The sequence below is a fragment of the Burkholderia sp. BCC0044 genome (assembly GCF_902832955.1).
GTDB lineage: Bacteria > Pseudomonadota > Gammaproteobacteria > Burkholderiales > Burkholderiaceae > Burkholderia.
In genome coordinates, this window is sequence record NZ_CADFDO010000002.1 from 985094 (window position 1) to 1006463 (window position 21370).

Here is a 21370-nt window from a genome sequence, read left to right on the forward strand (position 1 = left end):
ATCCGTCGCTCAAAGCGCGCGGAATGCTGCGCTGTGGCGCGCCCACACCACGTACATCACGAGCGCCGCGACCAGCAGCCCCGCGATGATGATCAGGTCGGTCGGTTTCGTCGCCGTCGCCAGCGTCGTACAGAGCGTGTACGCGGCGCCCGCCACCGCGACGAGCGGCGTCACGGGCCACAGCGGCATCCGGTAATGATGCTCGACGTCGCGGCGCACGAACCGGCTCGCGAGCGCGGCCAGCCCGACGACGAGGTAGATCAGCAGCAACAGGTCGACCGTGAACGCGGTCAGCTCGTCGAGGCTCGACACGAACACGAGCCCGGCCGACGGTATCGCGAGCGCGATCGTCGCCAGCCACGGCGACTCGAGGCGCGGATGGATCGTCGAGAACGCGCGGTTGCAGGTACGCGACCACAGCGCATGCCGGCCGCTGCTGTACAGCAGGCGGCCCATCGCGATCACGATCGCGATGATCGCGTTGAACACCGACAGGAAGATCCCGCCGCTGACCACGCGCGACACGACCGGATTGCTCAGCGAGCGCACGACATAGCCGATCGGATCGGCGCTCTTCGTCAGTTCGGTCAGCGACGGCGCGCCGAGCACGATCGCGGTGAGCGGCACCAGTTCGACGACGAGGATCACGAGCAGCGAATAGATCACCGCCTTCGCGACGTTGCGGTTGCCGCCGCGCAGGTCTTCCGCGAGATACGCGGCCGAGCCGAAGCCGTTGTAGCAGAAGATCGCGGTGCCGATCGCGGGCACGATGGCCGCGAGGGTCGCCGGCACGAGCGCGTTGCCGCTGGCGACGACCGGTGCGATCAGCACTTCGGCGCCGCGATGCGGCGAGCCGAAGCCAAGCCCTGCAATCAGCATCAGCACGCCGATTTCGACGACCAGGAACGCGCCGGTGATCCACGCATTCGTCTTGATGTTCAGCATGCCGAGCAGATAGCTGAGCAGCACGATCGTCAGCGCGACCGACTGGTTGCTGAAATGCGTGCCGAGCGCGTTGTTCAGGTACGGCGCGGCGCCGCTCGCGAGCACGGCCGGAATGAACACGCTGACGGACAGCACCGTGATGAAGGTCAGGTAGCCGGGCAGCGTGCCGAACACACGCTTGGCCATCACGTATTCGCCGCCGGCGCTGCGGTGCGCGGCGCTCAGTTCCGCATAGCAGAGCGCGAACGCCAGCGCGAGCACGCCGCCTAGCACGAACGACAGCACCGCGCCGCTGCCGGCCTGCTGGATCGCGAACGGCGCGATCACGAAGATCGAGCTGGCCGGCGTCACGCCCGATACGGTGATCATCACCGCGTCGCGCACGCTGAGCGTCTGCGACAGCGCGCGCGGTGCGTCTTCCGTTGCAGAGGCCGCTTGCAGCGTGCCCGTGGATTCCGACATCATCGCCATTTCGTTCTCCTGTGCTCCTATGCCACCTGTTTTTGAACACCCATACTCGGGCCCGACTGATTGCGTGGCAGTCTAGGAAGCCAATTTCAGGACCGCTATTCCCCCTTCGTGTTACGCCCTTCCGGTGGTGGTATGGATCGTCTCTTTTCCGAAATCGCGATGCACCAGGCGCTCGGCCGCGCAATCGATCATCTCGGCCAGCCGCGCTTCTGGCGGTTCCTCGTGCTGCTGCTCAATGAAATGACGCCGTTCGACAACGCGCTCGCGACCGCGATCGGCGGCGACGGCGTGCCGGTCGTGCTCGACGAATACGACACGGGCGGCACCGACGCCGCGTCGCCGGTGCCGCTTTACCTGAACGGGTTATATCTGCTCGATCCGTTCCTGCAGGCCGCGCACGACGGGCTCGCCGACGGCTGCTACCGGCTCGAGGAAGTCGCGCCGGACCTGTTCCGGCAGAGTGAATATTTCCTGAGTTATTTCCGCGATGCGGTCGGCGACGACGAGATCCAGATTCTCGTGCGGCCGAATGCCGACACGCTGCTGTCGCTGTCGCTCGGTGCATCGACGCGCTTCGACGTCGAGCCGCTCGGCAAGCTGACGGCCGCGATGCCGTGGGTGCTCGCGACGATCCGGCAGCACTGGCGGCTGGTGGGCGATGCCGCACGCGCCACGCCCGACGCCGATCTCGGCGCACGCGTCGAGCAGGCGCTCGCGCGCTTCGGCGCAGGCGTGCTGACCGATCGCGAGATGTCGATCGCGCGCATGGTGCTGCGCGGCAATTCGTCGAAGGCGATCGCCGAGCGGCTGGCGATATCACCCGAAACGGTGAAGGTGCATCGGCGGCATTTGTACGCGAAGCTCGGGATCTCGTCGCAGCCGGAACTGTTTTCGCGGTTCATTCAGGCGCTGGGGGAAGACGACGCAGCCGGTTGAGCGGCGCGCACACCGCCGGCGACGGCCTAGTTGCCGAGCAGCTTCGCACCGACGAAATCGGCCACGCGCTGCTGTGCGTCCGCGCGTGCGGCCGGCTCCGTGCCCTCGATCGGCACGACGCCGGCGCGCGTCGTGAACGACGCGACGGTATGCACCGGCATGTTCGGCCAGTCGAAATCGTGATACGCGCCCGGATACGCATGGAAGGTCGCGTCCGTGCCGGGCGCGACCGAATCGAACAGCGTCTTGCACGCGGCGTACGGCGTCCACACGTCGCCCTCGCCGATCAGCACGAGCAGCGGCACGGGGCTCTGCCAGGCCGGCCCCTGCGCGTTCGTGTTGCAACTGGCCGGATAGAACGCGACGGCCGCGCGGAAATCGCCTTCCGGCAGCGATGCCGGCCGCGCGGGGCTGGATGCGCGGATCGCGTTCAGCACCGTGCCGCCGCCCTGCGACCAGCCGAGTACGCCGATCCGGTCGGGCTGCACGGTATCGAGCGTCTGCAGATACCGCAGCGCGCCATACGCGTCGAACGGCCGCGCCCGATAGATGTCGCCGACGAAATGCGCGGGCGCGCACATCTCGCCGTGCTGACGCGGCGTGAAGCTGTCGACTTCGAGCACGGTGATGCCGGCCGCGTTGAAGCGTTCGGCCCACTCCCGGTCGCGCGAGTAGATCTTGCCGGACTTGGCGAACATCCCCCCGCAGCCGTGCAGAAATACGAGCGCCGGATGGCGGCCGGCGCCGGGCGCGGGGAACAGATAGCCGTCGAGCAGCGTCGCCGGGCCGTCGGTCGACGGGAAATGGACGACGGTCTGCGCAGCGGCGATCGCGGAGACACAACCCAGCAACATCGACGTCAGCAACTTGCGCATCGGCGGCTCCCGCATGGTCGGATGGCACGACAACGGCAACGGGATCGCCTCGGTTGACACGCCCCGGCGGGCGGGCTTTCTCGGGCGGCTCGCGACAGCGAAACGTCAGCTTCGCGCGACGCGACTGCGTTCACCTGCCCGATTCGATGAACCCGCCATCGGGCGCCGGATGCGGGACGTACCAGCCGAAATACACCTCGGCCTCGACGATCCGGCCATCGCGCACGCGCAACCGTTCCGCGTTGCGAAACCGCCTGCCGGCGGTCGTGACGGCTTCGTACACGACGAATACGTATTCGCCGTGCACGGCGACGTCGACGAACTCGAAACCGGCAAGCATCGCGCTGTTCGGCCAGCAGCGCGCGAGATACGCGTCGCGGTCGAGCCGGTTGTCGAGCGGGCTCGTGAAATGGAAATCCGGCGCGATCAGCGCTTCGATCGCGTCGCGGTTCTTGTCGACATACGCGCGATAGCTGGCGCGCGCAACTTCACCGGGGTCGTCGGGCATCGTCGTTATCTCCGCGAGGGGTCGGGGTACACGCAACGGCACGCGCACGCTCGACGCATCGATGAAACGAATGCGGGCGGCATGAACGAGCGCAACCGATCCCGCGTTCGCAGATATGCGCGCACGTTCGGCGCGCGGCCATTCGCGAAAACCCGCACGCATCGCGCTGCGACCGTCGCGACGGTCGTCCCATGCCGCGGCTGCCCGCTTCCCTGCGCGCGGACATGGTGCCGGCCAGCTTGCCGGCCCGCATTCGTCCGCTGCGGCGGCCATGGATCGCCCGATCCGCCTGGCCCCATATGCCCCCGGTTCTTCTCGCAGCCCCGCCAAAAACCGCCTATGGTGAAAGAAGCGCGCCCGTTTTGCCGCCATCCGACTCCGCGTCGCTCGCACCGGCGGCCACGGCGCAGCGTTCCGGCACCATTCCCGCCATTGCGTGCACGCCCGGCCATGCACGCGACGGCGCCGCCCACCGGATGACAAGGAGGTACCCATGAAAGCCGCGCTGCTCGTCAGCTCCGCCCTGCTCGCCATCGCGTCCGCGTCGGCCTCGGCCCAGGGCTCGATCACGAAGGAAGAAAACGGCGCGCTCGTCGCCGCGAACGGGATGACCGTCTACTCGTTCGACAAGGACAAGCCCAACGCCGGCACCAGCGCCTGTTCAGGCCCATGCGAAACGCTCTGGCCGCCGTACAAGGCCAGCGCGACCGACGTACCGGTCGGCCCCTACACGATCGTCAAGCGCGACGACGGCAGCCCGCAATGGGCGTACAAGGGCAAGCCGCTGTACTTCTACTCGAAGGACATGAAACAGGGCGAACGCAACGGCGACAACTTCAAGAACGTGTGGCACGTGGTCGCGCCCTGAGCCTGCTTTCGCCGCGTTCCGCGCCTTTCGCCGGGACGTAAAAAAGCCCGCCGCCGATCGTCGATCGGGGCGGGCCTCGGCAGTGCCGCACGTCGCACCGGCTGCATGCAGCCGGCTCGCGCGTCGACTCAGCGGTTCGACGGGAAGCTGAACACCGTCCCTTCGCGCACGCCGGCCGACGGCCAGCGCTGCGTGATCGTCTTGCGCTTCGTGTAGAAGCGCACGGCATCCGGGCCGTATGCATGCAGATCGCCGAACAGCGAACGCTTCCAGCCGCCGAACGAGTGGTACGCGACCGGCACCGGCAGCGGCACGTTGATGCCGACCATGCCGATCTGGATGTTGTCGCTGAAGTAGCGCGCGGCCTCGCCGTCGCGCGTGAACAGGCACGTGCCGTTGCCGTACTCGTGCGCGTCGATCAGCGCCATCGCGTCGTCGAGCGACTTCAGGCGGATCACGCCGAGCACCGGCCCGAAGATCTCGTGCTGATAGATCGGCATGCCGGGTTTCACGTCGTCGAACAGGCACGGGCCGAGGTAGTAGCCGCCGTCGTGGCCGGCGACCTTCACGCCGCGGCCGTCGACCACGAGCGTCGCGCCCGCCGCCACGCCCGCGTCGACGAAACCCGTGACCTTCTCGAAATGCTGCTGCGTGACGAGCGGGCCCATGTCGACGCCCGCGCCGTTGCCCGGGCCGACCTTCATCTTCTCGATCTCGGCCTTCAGCCCCGCGACCACCTGGTCGCCCGTTTCGTCGCCGATCGCGACGACCAGCGGAATCGCCATGCAGCGCTCGCCGCACGAGCCATACGCGGCGCCCATCAGCGCGTTCACCGCGTTGGGGATGTCGGCATCCGGCATCACGACCGCGAAGTTCTTCGCGCCGCCGAGCGCCTGCACGCGCTTGCCGTGCGCGCAGCCGGTCGAGTAGATATATTCGGCGATCGGCGTCGAGCCAACGAAGCTCACCGCCTTCACGCGCGGGTCGGTCAGCAGGGTATCGACCGCTTCCTTGTCGCCGTTCACGACGTTCAGCACGCCCGGCGGCAGGCCGGCTTCGAGCGCGAGCTCGGCCATGCGCAGCGTCGACGACGGCGTACGCTCGGACGGCTTCAGCACGAACGTGTTGCCGCACGCGACGGCCATCGGCCACATCCACAGCGGCACCATCACCGGGAAGTTGAACGGCGTGATGCCGGCGGCCACGCCGAGCGCCTGGAATTCGCTCCACGAATCGATCGCGGGGCCGACGTTCTTGCTGTGCTCGCCCTTCAGCAGTTCGGGCACGTAGGTCGCGTATTCGACGTTCTCGATCCCGCGCTGCAGTTCGCCCATCGCGTCGGCGAGCACCTTGCCGTGCTCGGCGGTGATCAGCGCGCACAGTTCTTCCGCATGCTCCTCGAGCAGCGTCTTGAAGCGGCTCATCACGCGGGCGCGCTTCAGCGGCGGCGTGTTGCGCCACGCGGGGAACGCGGCCTGCGCGGACGCGATCGCGGCCTCGACGGTCAGCTTGTCGGCGAGCGCGACGCTCTTGTGCGATTCGCCGGTGGCCGGGTCGAACACCGGCTGGACGCGGCTGCCGCCGTCGACGCGCTTGCCGTCGATCAGGTGGCCGACGGTGGACGTCACATTGCTGTCGTGTTTCATGGTTCTGGCTCTTTCGTGAATTCGGTTGTCGCTGCGGGCAGGCCGTCGGCTCAGTCCACTTCGTTCAGCGCGTCGGACAGCGCGTTCACGAGATTGTCGATCTCGCGCTTCTCGGCGATGAACGGCGGCGCGAGCTGGATCGTGTCGCCGCCGTAGCGCACGTAGAAGCCCTTCGCCCAGCAGCGCATCGCGATCTCGTACGGGCGCCGTGCCGGCTCGCCCGGCAGCGCGGCGATCGTCAGGCCGGCGGCCAGCCCGTAGTTGCGGATGTCCGCGATATGGCGCTGGCCCTTCAGCCCGTGCACGGCCGTTTCGAAATGCGGCGCGAGATCGCGCACGCGGCCCACCGCGTCTTCCTTCACCAGCAGGTCGAGCGCCGCAACGCCGGCCGCGCATGCGACCGGATGCGCCGAATACGTGTAGCCGTGCGGGAACTCGAGCATGTACTCCGGGCCGCCCGCGGCCATGAACGTGTCGTAGATTTCCTTCGTCGCGATCACGCCGCCGAGCGGCTGCACGCCGTTCGTCACCTGCTTCGCGAAATTCATGATGTCCGGCACCACGCCGAACGCGTCGGCGCCCGTCATCGCGCCGGCCCGGCCGAAGCCCGTGATGACCTCGTCGAAGATCAGCAGGATGTCGTGCGCGGTACAGATGTCGCGCAGGCGCTTCAGATAGCCCTTCGGCGGCACGACGACGCCCGCCGAACCGGAGAACGGCTCGACGATCACGGCCGCGATGTTCGACGCGTCGTGCAGCGCGATCAGCTCGAGCAGGCGGTCAGCCAGCTCGGCGCCGTGTTCGGGCATGCCACGCGAGAACTTGTTCTCGGCCAGTTGCGTATGCGGCAGGAAATCGGCGTCGAGGCCCTGGCCAAACAGCTTGCGGTTCGGCCCGATCCCGCCCACCGAGATGCCGCCGAAATTCACGCCGTGGTAACCCTTCTCGCGGCCGATCAGGCGCGTTTTCGTGCCCTTGCCCTTCGCACGCCAGTATGCGCGGGCCAGCTTCAGCGACGTGTCGGCCGCTTCCGAGCCCGAGCCCGTGAAGAACACGTAATCGAGGCCGGCCGGCGTCAGTTCCTTGATCTTGTTGGCGAGCTCGAACGATTTCGGGTGGCCGAACTGGAAGGCCGGCGCGTAGTCGAGCTGCGCGACCTGGCGGCTCACGGCTTCGACGATCTCCGTGCGGCCGTGACCGAGGCCCGTGCACCAGAGGCCCGACAGGCCGTCGAAGATCTTGCGGCCTTCGCCGTCGGTGTAGTACGCGCCCTTGCCGGACACGATCAGGCGCGGATCGGCCTTGAACTGGCGGTTGGCCGTGAACGGCATCCAGTGCGCGTCGAGCCATGCGGCGTCGGTGCGGAGGTTCGTGTCGTCGTGCTGGGCGGTGGTGATGTCGGTCATGTCGGTCGGCGCGGCGCGCCCCTCTTCCTCGGGTTGATATTGCGCATTGTCGGGAGGCCAATTAGTCTTTTGAATATCGCAATATCAATGTTCACTTGCTCATTCATGCAAGCAAAGAAACCGAAGAGCCGCGCACTGCTCGGGCAGCTCAGCGACATGGATCTGCGCCTGCTGCGGGTCTTCAAGGGCGTCGTGCAGTGCGGCGGAATGGCGGCCGCCGAACTGGAACTGAATATCGGCATCTCGACGATCAGCCGGCACGTGAAGGATCTGGAAACGCGGCTCGGCCTCGTGCTGTGCCGGCGCGGCCGCGCGGGCTTCACGCTGACGCCCGAGGGGCAGACGGTGTACGAGGAAACGTTGCGACTGCTTGCGTCGATGGAGGCATTTCGCAGCAGGATCGACGGCATTCACGACAAGATGGGCGGAGAACTGCACATCGCGGTGTTCGACAAGACGGCCACCAACCCGAATGCGCGCCTGGGCGACGCGATCCGCCAGTTCGCGGACGAGGCGCCCGACGTCGCGCTGAACCTGCACGTCGCGTCGATCAACGAGGTCGAGCGCGGGGTCATCGACGGCAGCTACCACGTCGGGATCATCCCCGTGCACCGCAACTCGGGCAGCCTCGTGTATTCGGCGCTGTTCGACGAGCGGATGCTGCTCTACTGCGGCCGCCAGCATCCGCTCTTCGACGCGCCGCACGGCAAGCTCACGTGGACGACGATCCGCAACCACGCGTTCGCGGGGCTCGGCTTCCATTCGCCGAACATGGAGCTGAGCCATCGCGCGAAGCTCACGCGCAGCGCGACCGCGTCGGACCAGGAGTCGATCGCGACGCTGATCCTGTCCGGCCGCTATCTCGGCTTCCTGCCCGATCACTACGCGGAGAGTTTCGAAAACAAGGGGCTGATGCAGCCGATCGCGCCGCACCGGTTCAATTACCGGTGCCGGTTCGTGAGCCTGCTGCGGCGCTCGCCGCGGCCGTCGCGGGCCGCGCTGCTGTTCCAGTCGTGCCTCGACGCCGCGCATGCGGCGGCGCTGCCGCCCGCGTAGCGGCGGCTTCGGCTTCAGGTTCGTTCAGGCCCCGTCGTCGGCCGAGCGCGACTGCGTGCGCTTGTGCGTGACGAAATGGGTCGCGACGAGCGCCGCGGCAAAGCCGGACGCCGCACCGAGGCCAAGCGCCCAGCGCGGGCCGAGATGGTTCGCGACCCAGCCGGCCACCGGCGCGCCGATCGGCGTGCCGCCCAGCGCGACCGCGAGGCGCAGCGCCATCACGCGGCCGCGCATCGCCGGCTCGGTGGAGAGCTGCATCAGGCTGTTGGTCGAGTTCATGAAGGTGATCGCCGCGACGCCGGTCAACACCAGCGCGGCAGCGAACGACCAGTAGCCGGGCGCCAGCGCGGCGAACGTGCAGCCGAGCCCGAACAGCGCCGCACCGATCCACAGATGGCGAAACCTCGGTTGCTCGCGGCGCGCGGCGAGCAGCGCGCCCGAGATCGTGCCGACCGCCATCATCGACGACAGGAAGCCGAACCCGCGCGCATCGACATGAAACACGCTGGCGGCCATCGTCGAAATGAACAACTGGAAGTTCAGCCCGAACGTGCCGATCAGGAACAGCATCACGAGGATCGCCGTGAGGTCCGGCCGGCGCCACACGTAGCGGAACCCGTCGAGCAGGCTGCCGCGCGAGCGGCCTGCCCGCACGTTCGCGCGCAGTTCGTCTTCCCGAAGCTGCGACAGCGACGCCAGCACCGCGAAGAAGCTGAGCCCGTTCGCGAGAAACGCCCAGCCGGTGCCGACCGATGCGATCAGGAAGCCGGCCGCCGCCGGGCCGACCATCCGCGCGGCATTGAACGACGTCGAGTTGAGCGCGACCGCGTTCGCGAGTTCACGGTCGCCGACCAGCTCGGCGACGAAGGTCTGCCGCACCGGCGCGTCGAACGCCGACGCGCAGCCGAACAGGAACGCGAACACGTACACGTGTTCGAGCCGCACGGCGCCCGTGACCGTCAGCATGCCGAGCACGAGCGCCAGCGCACCCATCAGCGCCTGCGTCGCCATCAGCAGCTTGCGCTGGTCGAAGCGGTCGGCCGCGTAGCCGGTCCACGGCAACAGCAGCAATTGCGGGCCGAACTGCAGCGCCATCACCGTGCCGACCGCCGATGCGTCGTGATGCGTGAGCTGCGTAAGGACGAGCCAGTCCTGCGCGGTGCGCTGGATCCACGTGCCGATGTTCGACACCAGCGAGCCGATCGCCCACACGCGATAGTTGAAGCTGCGAAGCGAGCGGAACACGCCCGCAGCCGGCACGCTCACGGCCGTTCCCGGGCGGGCGCGTTGCCGCCGTGCAGTTCGCCGAAATGCCGCGCAAGGAACAGGCCGAGCACGAGGATGCCGAGGCCGAACGCCGCCGCGTCGGCCGTGACCTTCAGGTCGAAATCGCCGGCCCGGCGCATGAGCGCATAAGCGATGACGAGGTTCACGACGCCCCACAGCACGTTCACGGTGGACGACGACAGCCCGCGGCCGGGCGGATTCGCGAACGGCGTCTGGAATGGCTCGCCGCGCAATCCGCTGACGAGATGCGGCACGGCGTTCGCGAGAAACGCGCCGCCGAAGAAGTACGACACGAGATGCAGGAGGTTCATGTGCGGATTGTCCTTTTGGCGAGCGGGGCGGAGCGTTTCACGAACGTGCGGGGTCCTCGAATTCGGCGAGACGCTGCAGCAGCTTCACGGCCGCCGCGAGCTCGGCCTGCTCCGCCGCCGACAGTTGCGCGTGCAGCGCGCGGAACAGCCAGTCGTCCTTGGCCGCGCGGTTCGCTTGCAGCACCTTGCGAAAGCCGGGCGTGAGCGCGATCAGCGTCTGCCGGCCGTCGGTCGGATCGGGCGCGCCGGCGACCGCGCCGAGCGCCTCCAGCGTCGCGACCGTCACGCGCATCGACTGCGGGCGCACGCTTTCGGCACGTGCAAGCGCCGACACGGTCGCCGGGCCGTCGCGATCGAGCCGCAGCAACACCGATTTCTGCGAGGACGTGAGGTCGTTCGGATGGGTCTGCTCGCGCATGCGCCGCATCAGCTTGCCGACCGAGATGCGGAGTTCGCCGGCGAGACCGGCGAGCGGGAGCGTGTCGGGGGGAGACGATCGTGAGTTCATGAACTCACGATAGCACATCGACAGCCAAACTGTACAGTTTTACTGTATATTTCATCGCGTAAGGATCGGGCCGTCGAGCACGCTTTCGTGGCGACGCCGCACCCCGTTCGGCCGCTCGCGGCGCCTCTGCGATAATGCCGGCTTCCCGTTCCCGCTCCGCCTTCCGCCATGACGCAGCCGTCCGCCCCGCTCTCCACCGGCCTGCCGCCGATCTCGTGCCTGCCCGGCGACGCGCTGCCGTGGCTGCCGATGAGCGCCGACCTGCCGGGGCTCGCGATCAAGTACCTGCACATCAATGCGGCCGAGGACACGCTGACCGCGCTGCTGAAGATGCCGGCCGGCGGCACGCTGCCGCGCCACCGTCACGACGGCGAGGTGTTCGTCCATACGCTGCAGGGTGCGTGGCGCTACCGCGAATACAACTGGGTCGCGCACGCCGGTTCGACGGTGCTCGAACCGGCCGGCTCGGTGCATACGCCGGAAACGCTCGGCGCGCCGGGCGAGGACGTGATCACGCTGAACGTGATGCGCGGCGACCTCGTGCTGCTCGACGACGACGGCCGCGAAACGGCGCGCGAGAACTGCCGCGTCGCGCTGCTGCGCCAGCGCAAGCATGCGCGTACGGCGCCGGATGCGGCCACGGCGTTCGTCACGCGGTAAGACGTAAGACAGGTGTCGGCGCGGCGCGATCCGCGTGGTGCGGCCGCGGCCCGGTCGCCCGGATGGCCGCCGGCGGACTTCCCCCGCTTCGCGGGCCGCGCCGCTCGTTATCGAAAACGCCTGAAAAACCGCCGAATATCGTCGGCCAGCAGATCCGGCTCTTCCATCGCAGCGAAATGGCCGCCGCTCGGCATGTCGGTCCACTGCACCACGTCGAATACGCGTTCGAGCCAACTGCGCGGCGGACGGCTGATCTCCTTCGGAAAGCGCGCGAACGCGACGGGCACCGCCAAGCGTTGCCCGGCCGCGAAGCGCATCGGCTGCAGCCGGTTCTCCCAATACATCTGCATCGACGAGCCGATGCAGCCGGTGAACCAGTAGAGCGATATGCCCGTCAGCAGCGTATCGTGCGAAAAACGGCGCGCGACGTCGCCGTCGCAATCGCTCCACGCACGGAATTTCTCGGCGATCCACGCGGCCAGCCCGAGCGGCGAATCGTTGAGCGCGACGGCCAGCGTCTGCGGCTTCGTCATGTGGACGTACGCGTACCCGCCTTCCAGCGCCGCCCAGTCGCCGCGCTGCTTCAGGAACGCCTGCTCGTCGTCGGTCAGCGGCCGCGCGGCGTCGATCGGCGGTTCGTAGCTGCCGGGCAGGTAGTTCAGATGGATGCCGTCGACCACGCGCTCATGCCGCGCGCCGAGCGCGACCGACACGCCCGCGCCCAGATCGCCGCCCTGCGCGCCGAACCGCGGGTATCCGAGGCCGGCCATCAATTCCGCCCAGCAGTCGGCCACCTGGAGCGCCGACGTGCCGGGCGCCGCCGGTGCGGGAGAAAACAGGAAGCCGGGCAGCGACGGCGCGACGATGTCGAATGCGTCGTCCGGATCGCCGCCGAACGCGGCCGGGTCGCACAGGCGGTCGATCAGCGCATGGAATTCGAAGGCGGAACCCGGCCAGCCGTGCGTGACGACGAGCGGATAGGGTTTCGGGCCTGTGCCGCGCCGATGCACGAAATGCACACGCCGGCCGCCGACGTCCGCGACGAATTGCGGCAGCCGGTTCAGCGCGCGTTCGGCCGCACGCCAATCGAAGCCGTCGGCCCAGTACGCGGCCAGTTCGCGCAGCCACGCGCCGTCGACGCCCTGCTGCCACGGCTCGGCGGGCGTCAGGTTCGGCGGGCGGGTGTCGCGAACGCGCCGGCGCAAGTCGTCGAGCGCGTGATCGGGTATCGCAATGTCGAACGGTTCGGCGCGCATCGTGTCTCCTCGCGAAACATATCGACGAGATTCTGCGCGATTTTGTCGACCCGCGCTGGCGGCGGGCCGCCGCGTCGGCCATCCCCTGAGGCCGCGCGCGTCAGCCCATCTCCCGCTCATCCGCCCGTGCATCGCGCCGCAGCGCCTGCGGCGGCACACCGAACCCGCGCACGAACGCATCGCGCATGTGCCGGCGGTCGCGAAAACCGTTCTCCTTCGCGATCACGTCGAGCGGATGGCGGCTCTGCTCAATCATCAGCCGCGCCGATTCGAGCCGCAGCCGCTCGATCGCCTTCGCGGGCGACTGTCCGGTTTCGAGCGTAAACACGCGGCTGAACTGGCGCGGGCTCAGGTGCACGGCCTCGGCCAGATCCTCGACGGTCAGCGCGCGGCCGAGATTCCGCCGCGCGTAGTTCAGCGCGTTCTGGATCCGGTCGGATTTCGGCGCGAGCTCGAGCATTTCCGAATGCTGCGACTGGCCGCCGGCCCGGCGCTGATGCATCACCAGCTTGTGCGCGACCGACCGCGCGGCGTCGGCGCCGAGATCCTTTTCCACCATCGCGAGCGCGAGATCGAGGCCGGCCGTCATCCCGGCCGACGTCCAGATCGGGCCGTCGACGATGAAGATCCGGTCGTCCTCGACGCGAATCTCCGGGTAATGCCGCTGCATGTCCCGGCCAAACGCCCAGTGCGTGGTCGCGCGACGCTGCGCGAGCAGCCCGGCCTCGGCCAGCACGAACGCACCCGTGCAGATGCCGGCGATCCGCCGCGCCTGCCCGTTCGCGCGGCGCAGGTAGGCGACGACGCCGGCCGGCGCCGGCGCGGCGAGCGGATCGTTGACGCCCGCGACGATCCACGTATCGACGCCGATCCGCCCGCGCAGCGCGCGCGTGGCGACCGGCAACCCGAGCGACGAGCGCACGTCGCCGCCGTCGACCGAATAGCTGTCCATCGCGTAGAACGGCGCGTCCATCCCCATGTTCGCGTACTCGAACACCGACTGCGCGGCGAGCGCCATGATCTGGAAGCCGTCGCTGATCAGAAAACCGATGCGGTGCATGTGCGTCCTCCGCTTCCGTGCCGATTGGGCCGATTGGGCCGATGTCCGGAATCATACCCATCTACGTCATTTGTGTCGCGGCGCTTCGAGGCCAGAATGCCTTCACGCCATCCGGCCATCCTCGTCTCATCGAAACGGAGCACATCATGACGCAAGCACATCGCGGTACCGCCCTCATTACCGGCGCATCGTCGGGCATCGGCGCCGTCTACGCGGACCGCCTCGCGCGCCGCGGCTACGACCTGATCCTGGTCGCGCGCAACCGCGACCGGCTGAACGCCCTCGCCGAGCGCATCACGAACGACACGCAGCGCAGCGTCGAGATCGTCGACGCGGACCTCAACGACCGCGCGGCGCTCGCCGCCGTCGAAGCGAAGCTGAAACAGGACGCGAGCATCACGCTGCTCGTGAACAACGCGGGCATCGGCACGCATGCGCCGCTGCTCGACAGCGACGTCGACGCGATGACGCGGATGATCGACCTGAACGTGACCGCGCTCACGCGGTTGACCTATGCGGCCGTGCCGGGCTTCGTCGCACGCGGCCGCGGCGCGGTGATCAACATTTCGTCGATCGTCGCGATCTCGCCGGAAACGCTGAACGGCGTGTACGGCGGCAGCAAGGCGTTCGTGCTCGCGTTCAGCCAGTCGCTGCATCACGAGCTCGCCGACAAGGGCGTGCGGGTGCAGGCCGTGCTGCCCGGCGCGACGGCCACCGATTTCTGGCAGACGGGCGGCCTGCCGCTCGAGCACCTGCCGAAGGAAATCGTGATGACGGCGACGGACATGGTCGATGCGGCGCTGGTCGGGTTCGATCGCGGCGAGCTCGTGACGATTCCGTCGCTGCACGCGGGCGACGAATGGGACGCGTACGAGGCCGCGCGCCGCACGATGGCGCCGCATTTGTCGGCCGATACGCCCGCGCCGCGCTACGCCACGGCGCGCTAGTTGCCGGCGGAGGCCGCGCCGCGCCGCGCGCCTTCGCCCTTCACGCCGACCATCAGCGCCACGCCGCTCGCGACCAGCAGCGCGGCGAGCAGATACACGGCGAGATCCATGCTGCCCGTGCGCGTGCGGATCATCCCGATCACCCACGGGCTGACGATGCCGCTCGTGATCCCGATGCTGCTGATCAACGCGATCCCGGCCGCGGCCGCGTTGCCGGACAGGTAGCGGGTCGGCACGGCCCAGAAGATCGGCAGCGCGGCGAAGATCAGCGTGGCCGCGATCGACAGGCACGCGAGCATCGCCGCGAAGCTGTGCAGGTGCAGCGTCAGCGCCGCGAGCGCGAGGCCGCCGCCGATCGTGCAGCACGCGAAGTGCTTGCGGCGCTCGCCGGTGCGGTCCGAGCGGCGCGCGATCAGCACCAGCCCCACCGCGCCCACCGCATTCGGCACGACCGTGTAGAGGCTCACGGCGACGACGTCGGTCACGCCGAAGTCGCGGATCATCAGCGGCATCCAGAAGTTGAGCGTCAGCGACGCGCAGGTCAGCGAGAAATAGATGAACGCGAACAGGTACACGCGCGGGTTCGCGAGCGCGGCCAGCAGGCTGCGTCCGTCGTGCGCATTGCCGTGTGCACGCCCCTCGGCGCACAGCGCGGCGACGCGCGCCTTTTCGTCGGCCGTGAGCCACGCCGCGTCCTGCGGCCGGTCGACGAGCAACGTGAACGCCGCGAACGCGAGCAGGATCGCCGGCGCGCCTTCGATCGCGAACATCCACTGCCAGCCGTGCAGCCCGAGCACGCCGCTCATGTCGCGCATGATCCAGCCGGACATCAGCCCGCCGAGCACGCCGGCCACCGCGACGCCCGCGAAAAACACCGAGATCGCCGCCGCCCGCCGGTTCGCGGGGAACCAGTAGGTCAGATACAGCACGATGCCTGGGAAGAAGCCGGCCTCGAACACGCCGAGCAGGAAGCGCAGCACGTAGAAATGCGACGGCTGCGACACGAACATCATCCCGGTCGACGCGAGGCCCCACAGCAGCATGATCCGCGTGAACGTGCGGCGCGCGCCGAACCGCGCGAGCAGCATGTTGCTCGGCACTTCGCAAAACACGTAGCCGACGTAGAACACCGCGGCGCCGAGGCCGTACATCGCATCGCTGAAGCCGAGATCGTGCTTCATCTGCAACTGCGCGAAGCCGATGTTGATGCGGTCGAGAAACGACACGACGTAGCAGAGGAACAGGAACGGGACGATCCGCCACGCGATCTTGCGGAACAGCAGCGCGTCGCTGAATGCGGATGCGGAAGTCGGCGCCGAAGCGCTCGCGTGCGCGAGCGCCGCTTCGGCGGGAAGCGATTGGGGCATGTCTCTCTCCAAACGGGCCGCGCGATATCGAGCGCGCAGCAGTCTCCGAGGGCGTGCATGCGCCCTGCTTTCTTGTGAGACCGGATACGGCTGCCGGCACCGCGACGCGATGCCGCCGCGGCTGCCGCAACCTTCAGTGAAACGGCGAGGCGATCATCTGAACGCCGCCCCGCCGCCGTGCGCCATTCACTCCTGCAGCGCGGCCCACATGTCCTTGTCGCGTTGCGCGGTCCAGATGCGCGGATGCGCGATGCCGCTCGCCTCGTCGAACGCGCGCGACACGTCGAACGGCAAGCAGTGCTCGTAGATGAACACGTGGCCGAACTTCGGGTCCATCGCTTCGCGCGTGAGCGCCATCGCCGCCTTCAGGTCGAGATTGCGCTCGACGGCCTTGCGGCCCTGCGCGAGCAGCGTCGTGACGAAATCCTTCGTGTAGTCGAGGCCCTTGTTCACTTCAGCGGGATTCAGCAGCGCGGGGCCGCGGCCCGGCACCAGCTTCTCGGCGCCGAACGCGCGCAGCGCCTCGAGCGTGGCCGGCCACTGTTCGAGCTGCGCGTCGCCGCAATAGCACGCGGCGTCGTATTCGACGAGGTCGCCCGAGAACAGCACCTTCTGCGACGGCAGCCACACGATCGTGTCGCCCTTCGTATGACCCGAGCCGACGTGCATGATCTTCACTTCGAGCTTGCCGAGGAACAGCGTGATCTCGCGCTCGAACACGAGCGTCGGCCAGGTGAGGCCCGGCACCGTCTCGACGCCGGCGAACAGGCGCGGGAAGCGCTCGATCTCCGACTTCATGTCGGCCTCGCCGCGCTCGACGATCATCTCGTACGTGCCGCGGCTCGCGATCACGTGCTGCGCGCCTTCGTCGAAATACGCCGATGCGCCGAGCACGCGCACCGCGTGGTAGTGCGACAGCACCACGTGTTTGATCGGCTTGTCGGTCACGCTGCGGATCTTCGCGATCAGGTCCTGCGCCATCGCGGGCGTCGCGGTCGTGTCGACGATCAGCACGCTGTCGTCGCCGATGATCACGCCCGAGTTCGGGTCGCCTTCGGCGGTGTACGCGTACGCGTTCTCGGACAGCTTCGTCCAGGTGACTTTCTTCTCTTCCAGATCGGCTTGGGAGGCAAATGCTTTGGCCATTGTGCGTTCCGTGGCTGCGAGCCATGTGTTGAGGGGAGTGAGCGGATCATCTGCCTGCGTCGAATATTTGTCAATGGCAAACGTGCTTGCTATTGTCCAATAAGGGTAAACCTGCGGGCTGGCGCTAAAAATGGCGTCGGATACCATGCGGGGTTTCGTCAACGGAAGAATCATCGCGTGCAGAACCACGAAGTCAGCGCGGACGATGCGCCGCCCAAGGCGCAGCGCGGCATCCAGAGTGTCGAGGTCGGCGGCCGGCTGCTCGACGCGCTCGCGCGCCGGCGCAAGCCGCTCGGGCTGTCGGAACTGGCCGCGGCGGCGGAACTCTCCACCGCGCAGGCGCACACCTATCTCGTGAGCCTCACGCGGCTCGCGCTCGTGAAGCGCGACGCGATCACCGGCAACTACGAGCCGGGCCCGCTGTCGCTGCGGCTCGGGCTGATGTCGATCGAGCGCCAACCGGCCTACCGCGCGACGCTGCCGCATGCGGTGCGGCTCGCGGAAACGGTCGGCCTGAGCGTCGCGCTGTCGGTGCCGGGCGTGCTCGGCCCGACGATCGTGCGTATCGAGCACGGCGGCTATCCGCTGCACATGAACCTGCACGTCGGCTCGGTGATGTCGCTCGACACCACGGCGACCGGCCGCGTGTTCCGCGCGTTCGGCGACGCCGCGCAGCTCGCCGCGATGGCGGCCAGCCAGGCCGGCGCGGGCGAGACGCTCGCCGGCGCCGAAGGCGCGTCACGCGCATCGGACGCCGATGCGCAACACGTCGAACTCGACGCGATCCGCGCGCGCGGCATCGAACGCAGCATCGACCGGCCGAGCCCGGGCGTCAGCGGGATGTGCGTGCCCGTCCTCGATGCGCACGAGCGCCTGCAGCTCGCGTTGACGGTGATCGGTTCGACGGGCTCGATCGATGTCGACTGGGACGGCCCGATCGCGGCGGCGTTGCGCGACGCGGCGCGGCAGGCCACCGCGTCGCTCGGCGCGGAACCGGCGGAGCCGGCGCCCGCGTCGGGCGTCGCACGCGTACCGCCCGCGCTGGCCGACGACGCGAAAGCGCAGCGCGGGATCAATGCGCTCGACAGCACCGGCGACCTGCTGCTCGCGCTGGTGTCGGCGGGCCGCGCGCTGCCGCTGCGCGATCTCGCGGCGGCGGCCGGCATGCCGGCCGCGAAGGCGTTTCCGCATCTGGTCAGCCTGCAGAAGATCGGCCTGCTGAGCCGCGACGACGCCGGCTGCTTCGACGGCGGCCCGCTCGCGCAGGCGCTCGGCCTGATCGCGATGCAGCGCGTGTCGCCGACACGCGACGCGGAAGCCGAGATCGTCGCGCTCGCCGGCGCGACCGACATGAGCGTGGCCGCCGCGACGCTCGGCCCGCTCGGGCCGACCGTGATCCGGCTGGAGGAATCGGCGCGGCCGCAGCACGTGAGCCTGCAAGTCGGCACCGTGATGTCGCTCGTCAATACGGCGATCGGCCGGATTTTCGCGTCCGGCATGTCCGACGACGTGCTGGCCGACCTGCTCGCCAACGAGCCCGTGCGGCTCGCCGGCGCGTCCGCCGCGCCGGACGTCGCGGCCTTCCGCGCGCGGCTCGCGGCGATCCGCGCGGACGAACTCGATTTCGCGTTCGACGCGCCGGTGCCGGGCATCGGGACGATTGCCGCGCCCGTGTTCGATCACACCGGCAGCATCCGGCTCGTGATCGCGATCATCGGCTCGTCGCGCGGCTTCCCGCGCGAGCCCGACAGCGAGCTGGCGCAGACGCTGCGGGCCGCGACGCGGCGGCTGTCCTGGCGCTTCGGGTGGATCGGCCGGTAAGCGCGCCCTTTTCCCGAACCTACGCTCGAATCCCTTTCTTCCCGTGAGGCCGTGCCGGCACGGCCTCGTCACGCCTAGCCGACACGCCCGGGCGGCCAATATTCATGTTGCGTAGCAGCAACATAAATTGCCAGTAATTCTCATATAACGAAATCGCATTTCACAAGGCGGAGGTGCTTCGCTATGATTAGGGTTATCCCTAACTCGCCACCTATATGGGGCTTCGTCATGCAAACGTCTAATGTCTCCGATCGTTACACCCAATCCACTGGCTGGCTCGCACGTGTTGGCGAGCTGCTGGCAGAAGCCTGGGCACTGCACCTCGAGAACTGCGAAGTCATCGCTGAAGCACACGCGCGCCTGCCGCGCTGAGCTGAGCGCCGGTCGCCTGATCCGCGTGCGCTGACGCGCGCCGACAGCGGCCGTCGCACCAGGCACCCGATGGTTGAGCCGGTCATGTAGCAAGAGGCCGGCCGCGTCCCGGCCAGCTACGCTCACCGCGTGGCGAGCGTTTCAAGATCGTCTCGAGGCCGTATTTCAGGCCGATATCGGCGCCGATCGTCCATCCCGGCGCAGACGGCTTTGCTGCAAGCCGGTTGCCTGGGCGAGAAGCCATCCCTGCCGCCGGGCGATTGTGGCCGGCCATCGCGGACGGAAGATTCATCCGTTTTTGTGTGTCCGCAGGCCGTCTTCCCGGCGAGCCTTCCCTGCCAGCCGTTCGCCGGTTTCATCCGAGCCGGCGCGTCGCCGCCTACGCCCGTCGTAGCAGCGGCAGCCGCGCCCCATTCCCGCCCCGTTACACCTGAATCGAAGGCACGTCCTTCATGCACCGCAGCGCGAACATCGAACGGCTGTGGCGGATGCTCGAAATCCGGTACAGCTTTTCGCGCAGGAAGCGTTCGTAGCCGGCCGTGCCGTCCACCGCGACCTTGATCCAGTAGTCGTACTCGCCCGACACCAGATACGCCTCCAGCACCTCCGGCAGCGCCGCCAGTTCGGCGCCGAAGCGCGCCAGCGCGTCGTCTTCATGGCGATCGAGCGTGACTTCGAGGATCACGATGTCCGCGTAGCCGAGCTTGCGCTGGTTGACCAGTGCGACATAGCCGTCGATGTAGCCGTCGAGTTCGAGTTGCCGCGTGCGGTTCCAGCAGGCGGTGGTCGACATGCCGATCTGTTCGGCCAGTTCGGCGTTCGACAGACGCGCATTTTTCTGCAATGCCCCCAGGATCTTGCGATCCTGATTGTCGAGCGTTTTCGGCGTGCGTTCGCGAGTAGCCATGGCGTGAAGAATCTTCTACTGAAAATCGGCATTCTATCTGAACAGGATTCCGGTTTCAGGTCCGTTTTGCTGGAAAACAGGAAGCCTTTTAACCGGGCCGCTTGATACATTTTCTCCATGCCTGCTGCCCGGCACGCTCCCCGCGACAACCCCTCGCAGCGGGACGCACGGCCGCAATCACGAGTTGCGGTGCCGAGCGGCAGGCATGCGATTCCCCGCCGCCCGCACGCCTATCCGACCGCGTGCGGGGCCGGTGCCTGCGTCCCCGTTCCTGCCCGTCCGTCATGTCGTTCAAGCTTTATCTGTCGTTCCTCGCTGCTTCCGTCGTCCTCATCTACGCGCCCGGCCCCGTCAACCTGCTCACGATGAACCAGGCGCTGCGCGCCGGCTGGCGCCGCGCGCTGCCGTGCGTCTGGGGCGGCACGCTCGCCGTGCTGCTGCAACTCGCGCTGACCGCGCTGTGCCTGAATTCGCTGGTCCACCTCGATGAACACGCGCTGACCGTGCTGCGCTGGGCCGGCGCCGCGTATCTCGTGTGGCTCGGCGGCAAGCAATGGCTGAGCCGCGCGCCGGCCGGGGCGGCCGCAGCTGCCGCGGCATCGGCCGATACCGGCACCACCGGCACCGGAACGGCAAGCGCCGCGCCGGACACCGACACCGGACGCGCGCTGTTCTGGCGCGGCGTCGCCACTTCCGGGCTGAATCCGAAGACGCTGTTGTTCTTTCCGTCGTTCTTCCCGCAGTTCATCAGCCCGACCGCCGACTGGAGCCTGAACGGTCAATACCTGCTGCTCGCCGCGACGTTCGCGCTGCTGTTCGCGGGCGGCGTCGCGTCGATGGCGCTGTTCTCGCACCGGCTGGGCCGCGCGTTGCAGCGGCCGGCGCGAATGCGCGCGATGAACCGCGTGACCGGCGGGCTGCTCGTCGGGATGGGCGCGATCATGGTCGGCTGGAACTGAGGATCGCCGACGCTTTCCATTCCGCGCGACCGCGCGCCCCGCACTGGCGGCGACGCCG

Annotated in this window: 20 protein-coding genes; 7 read left to right on the forward strand and 13 right to left on the reverse strand. The window is 68.3% G+C overall.

Going from position 1 to position 21370, the window contains the following annotated elements:
• Nucleotides 1-9: 9 nt before the first annotated feature.
• On the reverse strand, nt 10-1416 hold the full coding sequence (locus HWX14_RS12975; protein WP_175883078.1) for an APC family permease: 1407 nt from the start codon (nt 1414-1416) through the stop codon (nt 10-12).
• A gap of 132 nt (nt 1417-1548) precedes the next feature.
• Here HWX14_RS12975 and HWX14_RS12980 point away from each other — a divergent pair, with 132 nt between their 5' ends.
• The gene (locus tag HWX14_RS12980) at nt 1549-2352 is read left to right on the forward strand and encodes a helix-turn-helix transcriptional regulator (protein WP_175883079.1); all 804 of its coding nucleotides are present in this window, start codon (nt 1549-1551) and stop codon (nt 2350-2352) included.
• Between the two features lie 26 nt (nt 2353-2378).
• Here the strand turns inward: HWX14_RS12980 and HWX14_RS12985 are convergent, their stop codons facing one another.
• Nucleotides 2379-3227, reverse strand: a complete 849-nt coding sequence (locus HWX14_RS12985; protein ID WP_244130215.1) for a dienelactone hydrolase family protein — start codon at nt 3225-3227, stop codon at nt 2379-2381.
• Nucleotides 3228-3357: 130 nt separating this feature from the next.
• Nucleotides 3358-3735: a nuclear transport factor 2 family protein gene (locus HWX14_RS12990; RefSeq protein WP_175883081.1), complete on the reverse strand. Its 378-nt coding sequence runs from the start codon at nt 3733-3735 to the stop codon at nt 3358-3360.
• Between the two features lie 493 nt (nt 3736-4228).
• Here HWX14_RS12990 and HWX14_RS12995 point away from each other — a divergent pair, with 493 nt between their 5' ends.
• Nucleotides 4229-4603, forward strand: coding sequence for a hypothetical protein (locus HWX14_RS12995; protein ID WP_175883082.1), 375 nt, complete (start codon nt 4229-4231; stop codon nt 4601-4603).
• Nucleotides 4604-4731: 128 nt separating this feature from the next.
• On the opposite strand, the gene HWX14_RS13000 is transcribed toward HWX14_RS12995, so the two are convergent.
• Together HWX14_RS13000 and HWX14_RS13005 are read right to left on the reverse strand one after the other, a co-directional pair.
• Nucleotides 4732-6249 carry a CoA-acylating methylmalonate-semialdehyde dehydrogenase gene (locus HWX14_RS13000; RefSeq protein WP_175883083.1) on the reverse strand — a complete coding sequence of 506 codons (1518 nt, stop codon included), beginning with the start codon at nt 6247-6249 and terminating at the stop codon, nt 4732-4734.
• 50 nt (nt 6250-6299) lie between these two features.
• Nucleotides 6300-7655, reverse strand: coding sequence for an aspartate aminotransferase family protein (locus tag HWX14_RS13005; protein WP_175883084.1), 1356 nt, complete (start codon nt 7653-7655; stop codon nt 6300-6302).
• 105 nt (nt 7656-7760) lie between these two features.
• Between HWX14_RS13005 and HWX14_RS13010 the strand changes: the two genes are divergently transcribed.
• Nucleotides 7761-8711, forward strand: coding sequence for a LysR family transcriptional regulator (locus tag HWX14_RS13010; RefSeq protein ID WP_175883085.1), 951 nt, complete (start codon nt 7761-7763; stop codon nt 8709-8711).
• A 24-nt stretch (nt 8712-8735) separates the two neighbouring features.
• Here HWX14_RS13010 and HWX14_RS13015 read toward each other — a convergent pair whose 3' ends face one another.
• The 3 genes from HWX14_RS13015 to HWX14_RS13025 are packed head-to-tail and all read right to left on the reverse strand — an operon-like array spanning nt 8736 to nt 10817.
• Nucleotides 8736-9977 (reverse strand): MFS transporter, encoded by a 1242-nt coding sequence (locus tag HWX14_RS13015; protein WP_175883086.1) that lies wholly within the window; start codon nt 9975-9977, stop codon nt 8736-8738.
• Nucleotides 9974-10309: a hypothetical protein gene (locus HWX14_RS13020; RefSeq protein WP_175883087.1), complete on the reverse strand. Its 336-nt coding sequence runs from the start codon at nt 10307-10309 to the stop codon at nt 9974-9976. The genes HWX14_RS13015 and HWX14_RS13020 overlap by 4 nt, the downstream gene beginning before the upstream one ends.
• Nucleotides 10310-10346: 37 nt before the next feature.
• Nucleotides 10347-10817 (reverse strand): MarR family transcriptional regulator, encoded by a 471-nt coding sequence (locus HWX14_RS13025; protein WP_175883088.1) that lies wholly within the window; start codon nt 10815-10817, stop codon nt 10347-10349.
• A 168-nt stretch (nt 10818-10985) separates the two neighbouring features.
• On the opposite strand from HWX14_RS13025, the gene HWX14_RS13030 reads away from it, so the two are divergent.
• Nucleotides 10986-11477 (forward strand): 2,4'-dihydroxyacetophenone dioxygenase family protein, encoded by a 492-nt coding sequence (locus HWX14_RS13030; RefSeq protein ID WP_175883089.1) that lies wholly within the window; start codon nt 10986-10988, stop codon nt 11475-11477.
• Between the two features lie 107 nt (nt 11478-11584).
• On the opposite strand, the gene HWX14_RS13035 is transcribed toward HWX14_RS13030, so the two are convergent.
• Together HWX14_RS13035 and HWX14_RS13040 are read right to left on the reverse strand one after the other, a co-directional pair.
• A complete protein-coding gene (locus tag HWX14_RS13035) occupies nt 11585-12733 on the reverse strand; it encodes an epoxide hydrolase (protein WP_175883090.1) in 1149 nt (382 codons plus the stop codon).
• A gap of 100 nt (nt 12734-12833) precedes the next feature.
• Complete coding sequence (locus HWX14_RS13040; protein WP_175883091.1) at nt 12834-13793, reverse strand: GlxA family transcriptional regulator; 960 nt, start codon at nt 13791-13793, stop codon at nt 12834-12836.
• A gap of 146 nt (nt 13794-13939) precedes the next feature.
• On the opposite strand from HWX14_RS13040, the gene HWX14_RS13045 reads away from it, so the two are divergent.
• On the forward strand, nt 13940-14740 hold the full coding sequence (locus HWX14_RS13045; RefSeq protein ID WP_175883092.1) for an SDR family oxidoreductase: 801 nt from the start codon (nt 13940-13942) through the stop codon (nt 14738-14740).
• On the opposite strand, the gene HWX14_RS13050 is transcribed toward HWX14_RS13045, so the two are convergent.
• Both HWX14_RS13050 and HWX14_RS13055 read right to left on the reverse strand, forming a co-directional pair.
• The gene (locus HWX14_RS13050; protein WP_175883093.1) at nt 14737-16107 is read right to left on the reverse strand and encodes an MFS transporter; all 1371 of its coding nucleotides are present in this window, start codon (nt 16105-16107) and stop codon (nt 14737-14739) included. The genes HWX14_RS13045 and HWX14_RS13050 overlap by 4 nt on opposite strands.
• A gap of 186 nt (nt 16108-16293) precedes the next feature.
• Entirely contained in the window at nt 16294-17253 is a 960-nt protein-coding gene (locus tag HWX14_RS13055) for an MBL fold metallo-hydrolase (protein ID WP_175883094.1), read from the reverse strand.
• A 177-nt stretch (nt 17254-17430) separates the two neighbouring features.
• On the opposite strand from HWX14_RS13055, the gene HWX14_RS13060 reads away from it, so the two are divergent.
• Nucleotides 17431-19074 (forward strand): IclR family transcriptional regulator C-terminal domain-containing protein, encoded by a 1644-nt coding sequence (locus HWX14_RS13060; protein ID WP_175883095.1) that lies wholly within the window; start codon nt 17431-17433, stop codon nt 19072-19074.
• A 796-nt stretch (nt 19075-19870) separates the two neighbouring features.
• On the opposite strand, the gene HWX14_RS13065 is transcribed toward HWX14_RS13060, so the two are convergent.
• Complete coding sequence (locus HWX14_RS13065; protein ID WP_006479115.1) at nt 19871-20353, reverse strand: Lrp/AsnC family transcriptional regulator; 483 nt, start codon at nt 20351-20353, stop codon at nt 19871-19873.
• A 284-nt stretch (nt 20354-20637) separates the two neighbouring features.
• Here HWX14_RS13065 and HWX14_RS13070 point away from each other — a divergent pair, with 284 nt between their 5' ends.
• A complete protein-coding gene (locus HWX14_RS13070) occupies nt 20638-21312 on the forward strand; it encodes a LysE family translocator (protein ID WP_175883096.1) in 675 nt (224 codons plus the stop codon).
• The last annotated feature ends 58 nt before the right edge of the window (nt 21313-21370 follow it).

Bases quoted from the DNA above. Each gene is read 5' to 3' on its own strand.
- HWX14_RS12975 (WP_175883078.1), bottom strand. From the start codon at position 1,416: ATGGCGATGATGTCGGAATCCACGGGCACGCTGCAAGCGGCCTCTGCA.
- HWX14_RS12980 (WP_175883079.1), top strand. From the start codon at position 1,549: ATGGATCGTCTCTTTTCCGAAATCGCGATGCACCAGGCGCTCGGCCGC.
- HWX14_RS12985 (WP_244130215.1), bottom strand. From the start codon at position 3,227: ATGCGCAAGTTGCTGACGTCGATGTTGCTGGGTTGTGTCTCCGCGATC.
- HWX14_RS12990 (WP_175883081.1), bottom strand. From the start codon at position 3,735: ATGCCCGACGACCCCGGTGAAGTTGCGCGCGCCAGCTATCGCGCGTAT.
- HWX14_RS12995 (WP_175883082.1), top strand. From the start codon at position 4,229: ATGAAAGCCGCGCTGCTCGTCAGCTCCGCCCTGCTCGCCATCGCGTCC.
- HWX14_RS13000 (WP_175883083.1), bottom strand. From the start codon at position 6,249: ATGAAACACGACAGCAATGTGACGTCCACCGTCGGCCACCTGATCGAC.
- HWX14_RS13005 (WP_175883084.1), bottom strand. From the start codon at position 7,655: ATGACCGACATCACCACCGCCCAGCACGACGACACGAACCTCCGCACC.
- HWX14_RS13010 (WP_175883085.1), top strand. From the start codon at position 7,761: ATGCAAGCAAAGAAACCGAAGAGCCGCGCACTGCTCGGGCAGCTCAGC.
- HWX14_RS13020 (WP_175883087.1), bottom strand. From the start codon at position 10,309: ATGAACCTCCTGCATCTCGTGTCGTACTTCTTCGGCGGCGCGTTTCTC.
- HWX14_RS13025 (WP_175883088.1), bottom strand. From the start codon at position 10,817: ATGAACTCACGATCGTCTCCCCCCGACACGCTCCCGCTCGCCGGTCTC.
- HWX14_RS13030 (WP_175883089.1), top strand. From the start codon at position 10,986: ATGACGCAGCCGTCCGCCCCGCTCTCCACCGGCCTGCCGCCGATCTCG.
- HWX14_RS13035 (WP_175883090.1), bottom strand. From the start codon at position 12,733: ATGCGCGCCGAACCGTTCGACATTGCGATACCCGATCACGCGCTCGAC.
- HWX14_RS13040 (WP_175883091.1), bottom strand. From the start codon at position 13,793: ATGCACCGCATCGGTTTTCTGATCAGCGACGGCTTCCAGATCATGGCG.
- HWX14_RS13045 (WP_175883092.1), top strand. From the start codon at position 13,940: ATGACGCAAGCACATCGCGGTACCGCCCTCATTACCGGCGCATCGTCG.
- HWX14_RS13050 (WP_175883093.1), bottom strand. From the start codon at position 16,107: ATGCCCCAATCGCTTCCCGCCGAAGCGGCGCTCGCGCACGCGAGCGCT.
- HWX14_RS13055 (WP_175883094.1), bottom strand. From the start codon at position 17,253: ATGGCCAAAGCATTTGCCTCCCAAGCCGATCTGGAAGAGAAGAAAGTC.
- HWX14_RS13065 (WP_006479115.1), bottom strand. From the start codon at position 20,353: ATGGCTACTCGCGAACGCACGCCGAAAACGCTCGACAATCAGGATCGC.
- HWX14_RS13070 (WP_175883096.1), top strand. From the start codon at position 20,638: ATGTCGTTCAAGCTTTATCTGTCGTTCCTCGCTGCTTCCGTCGTCCTC.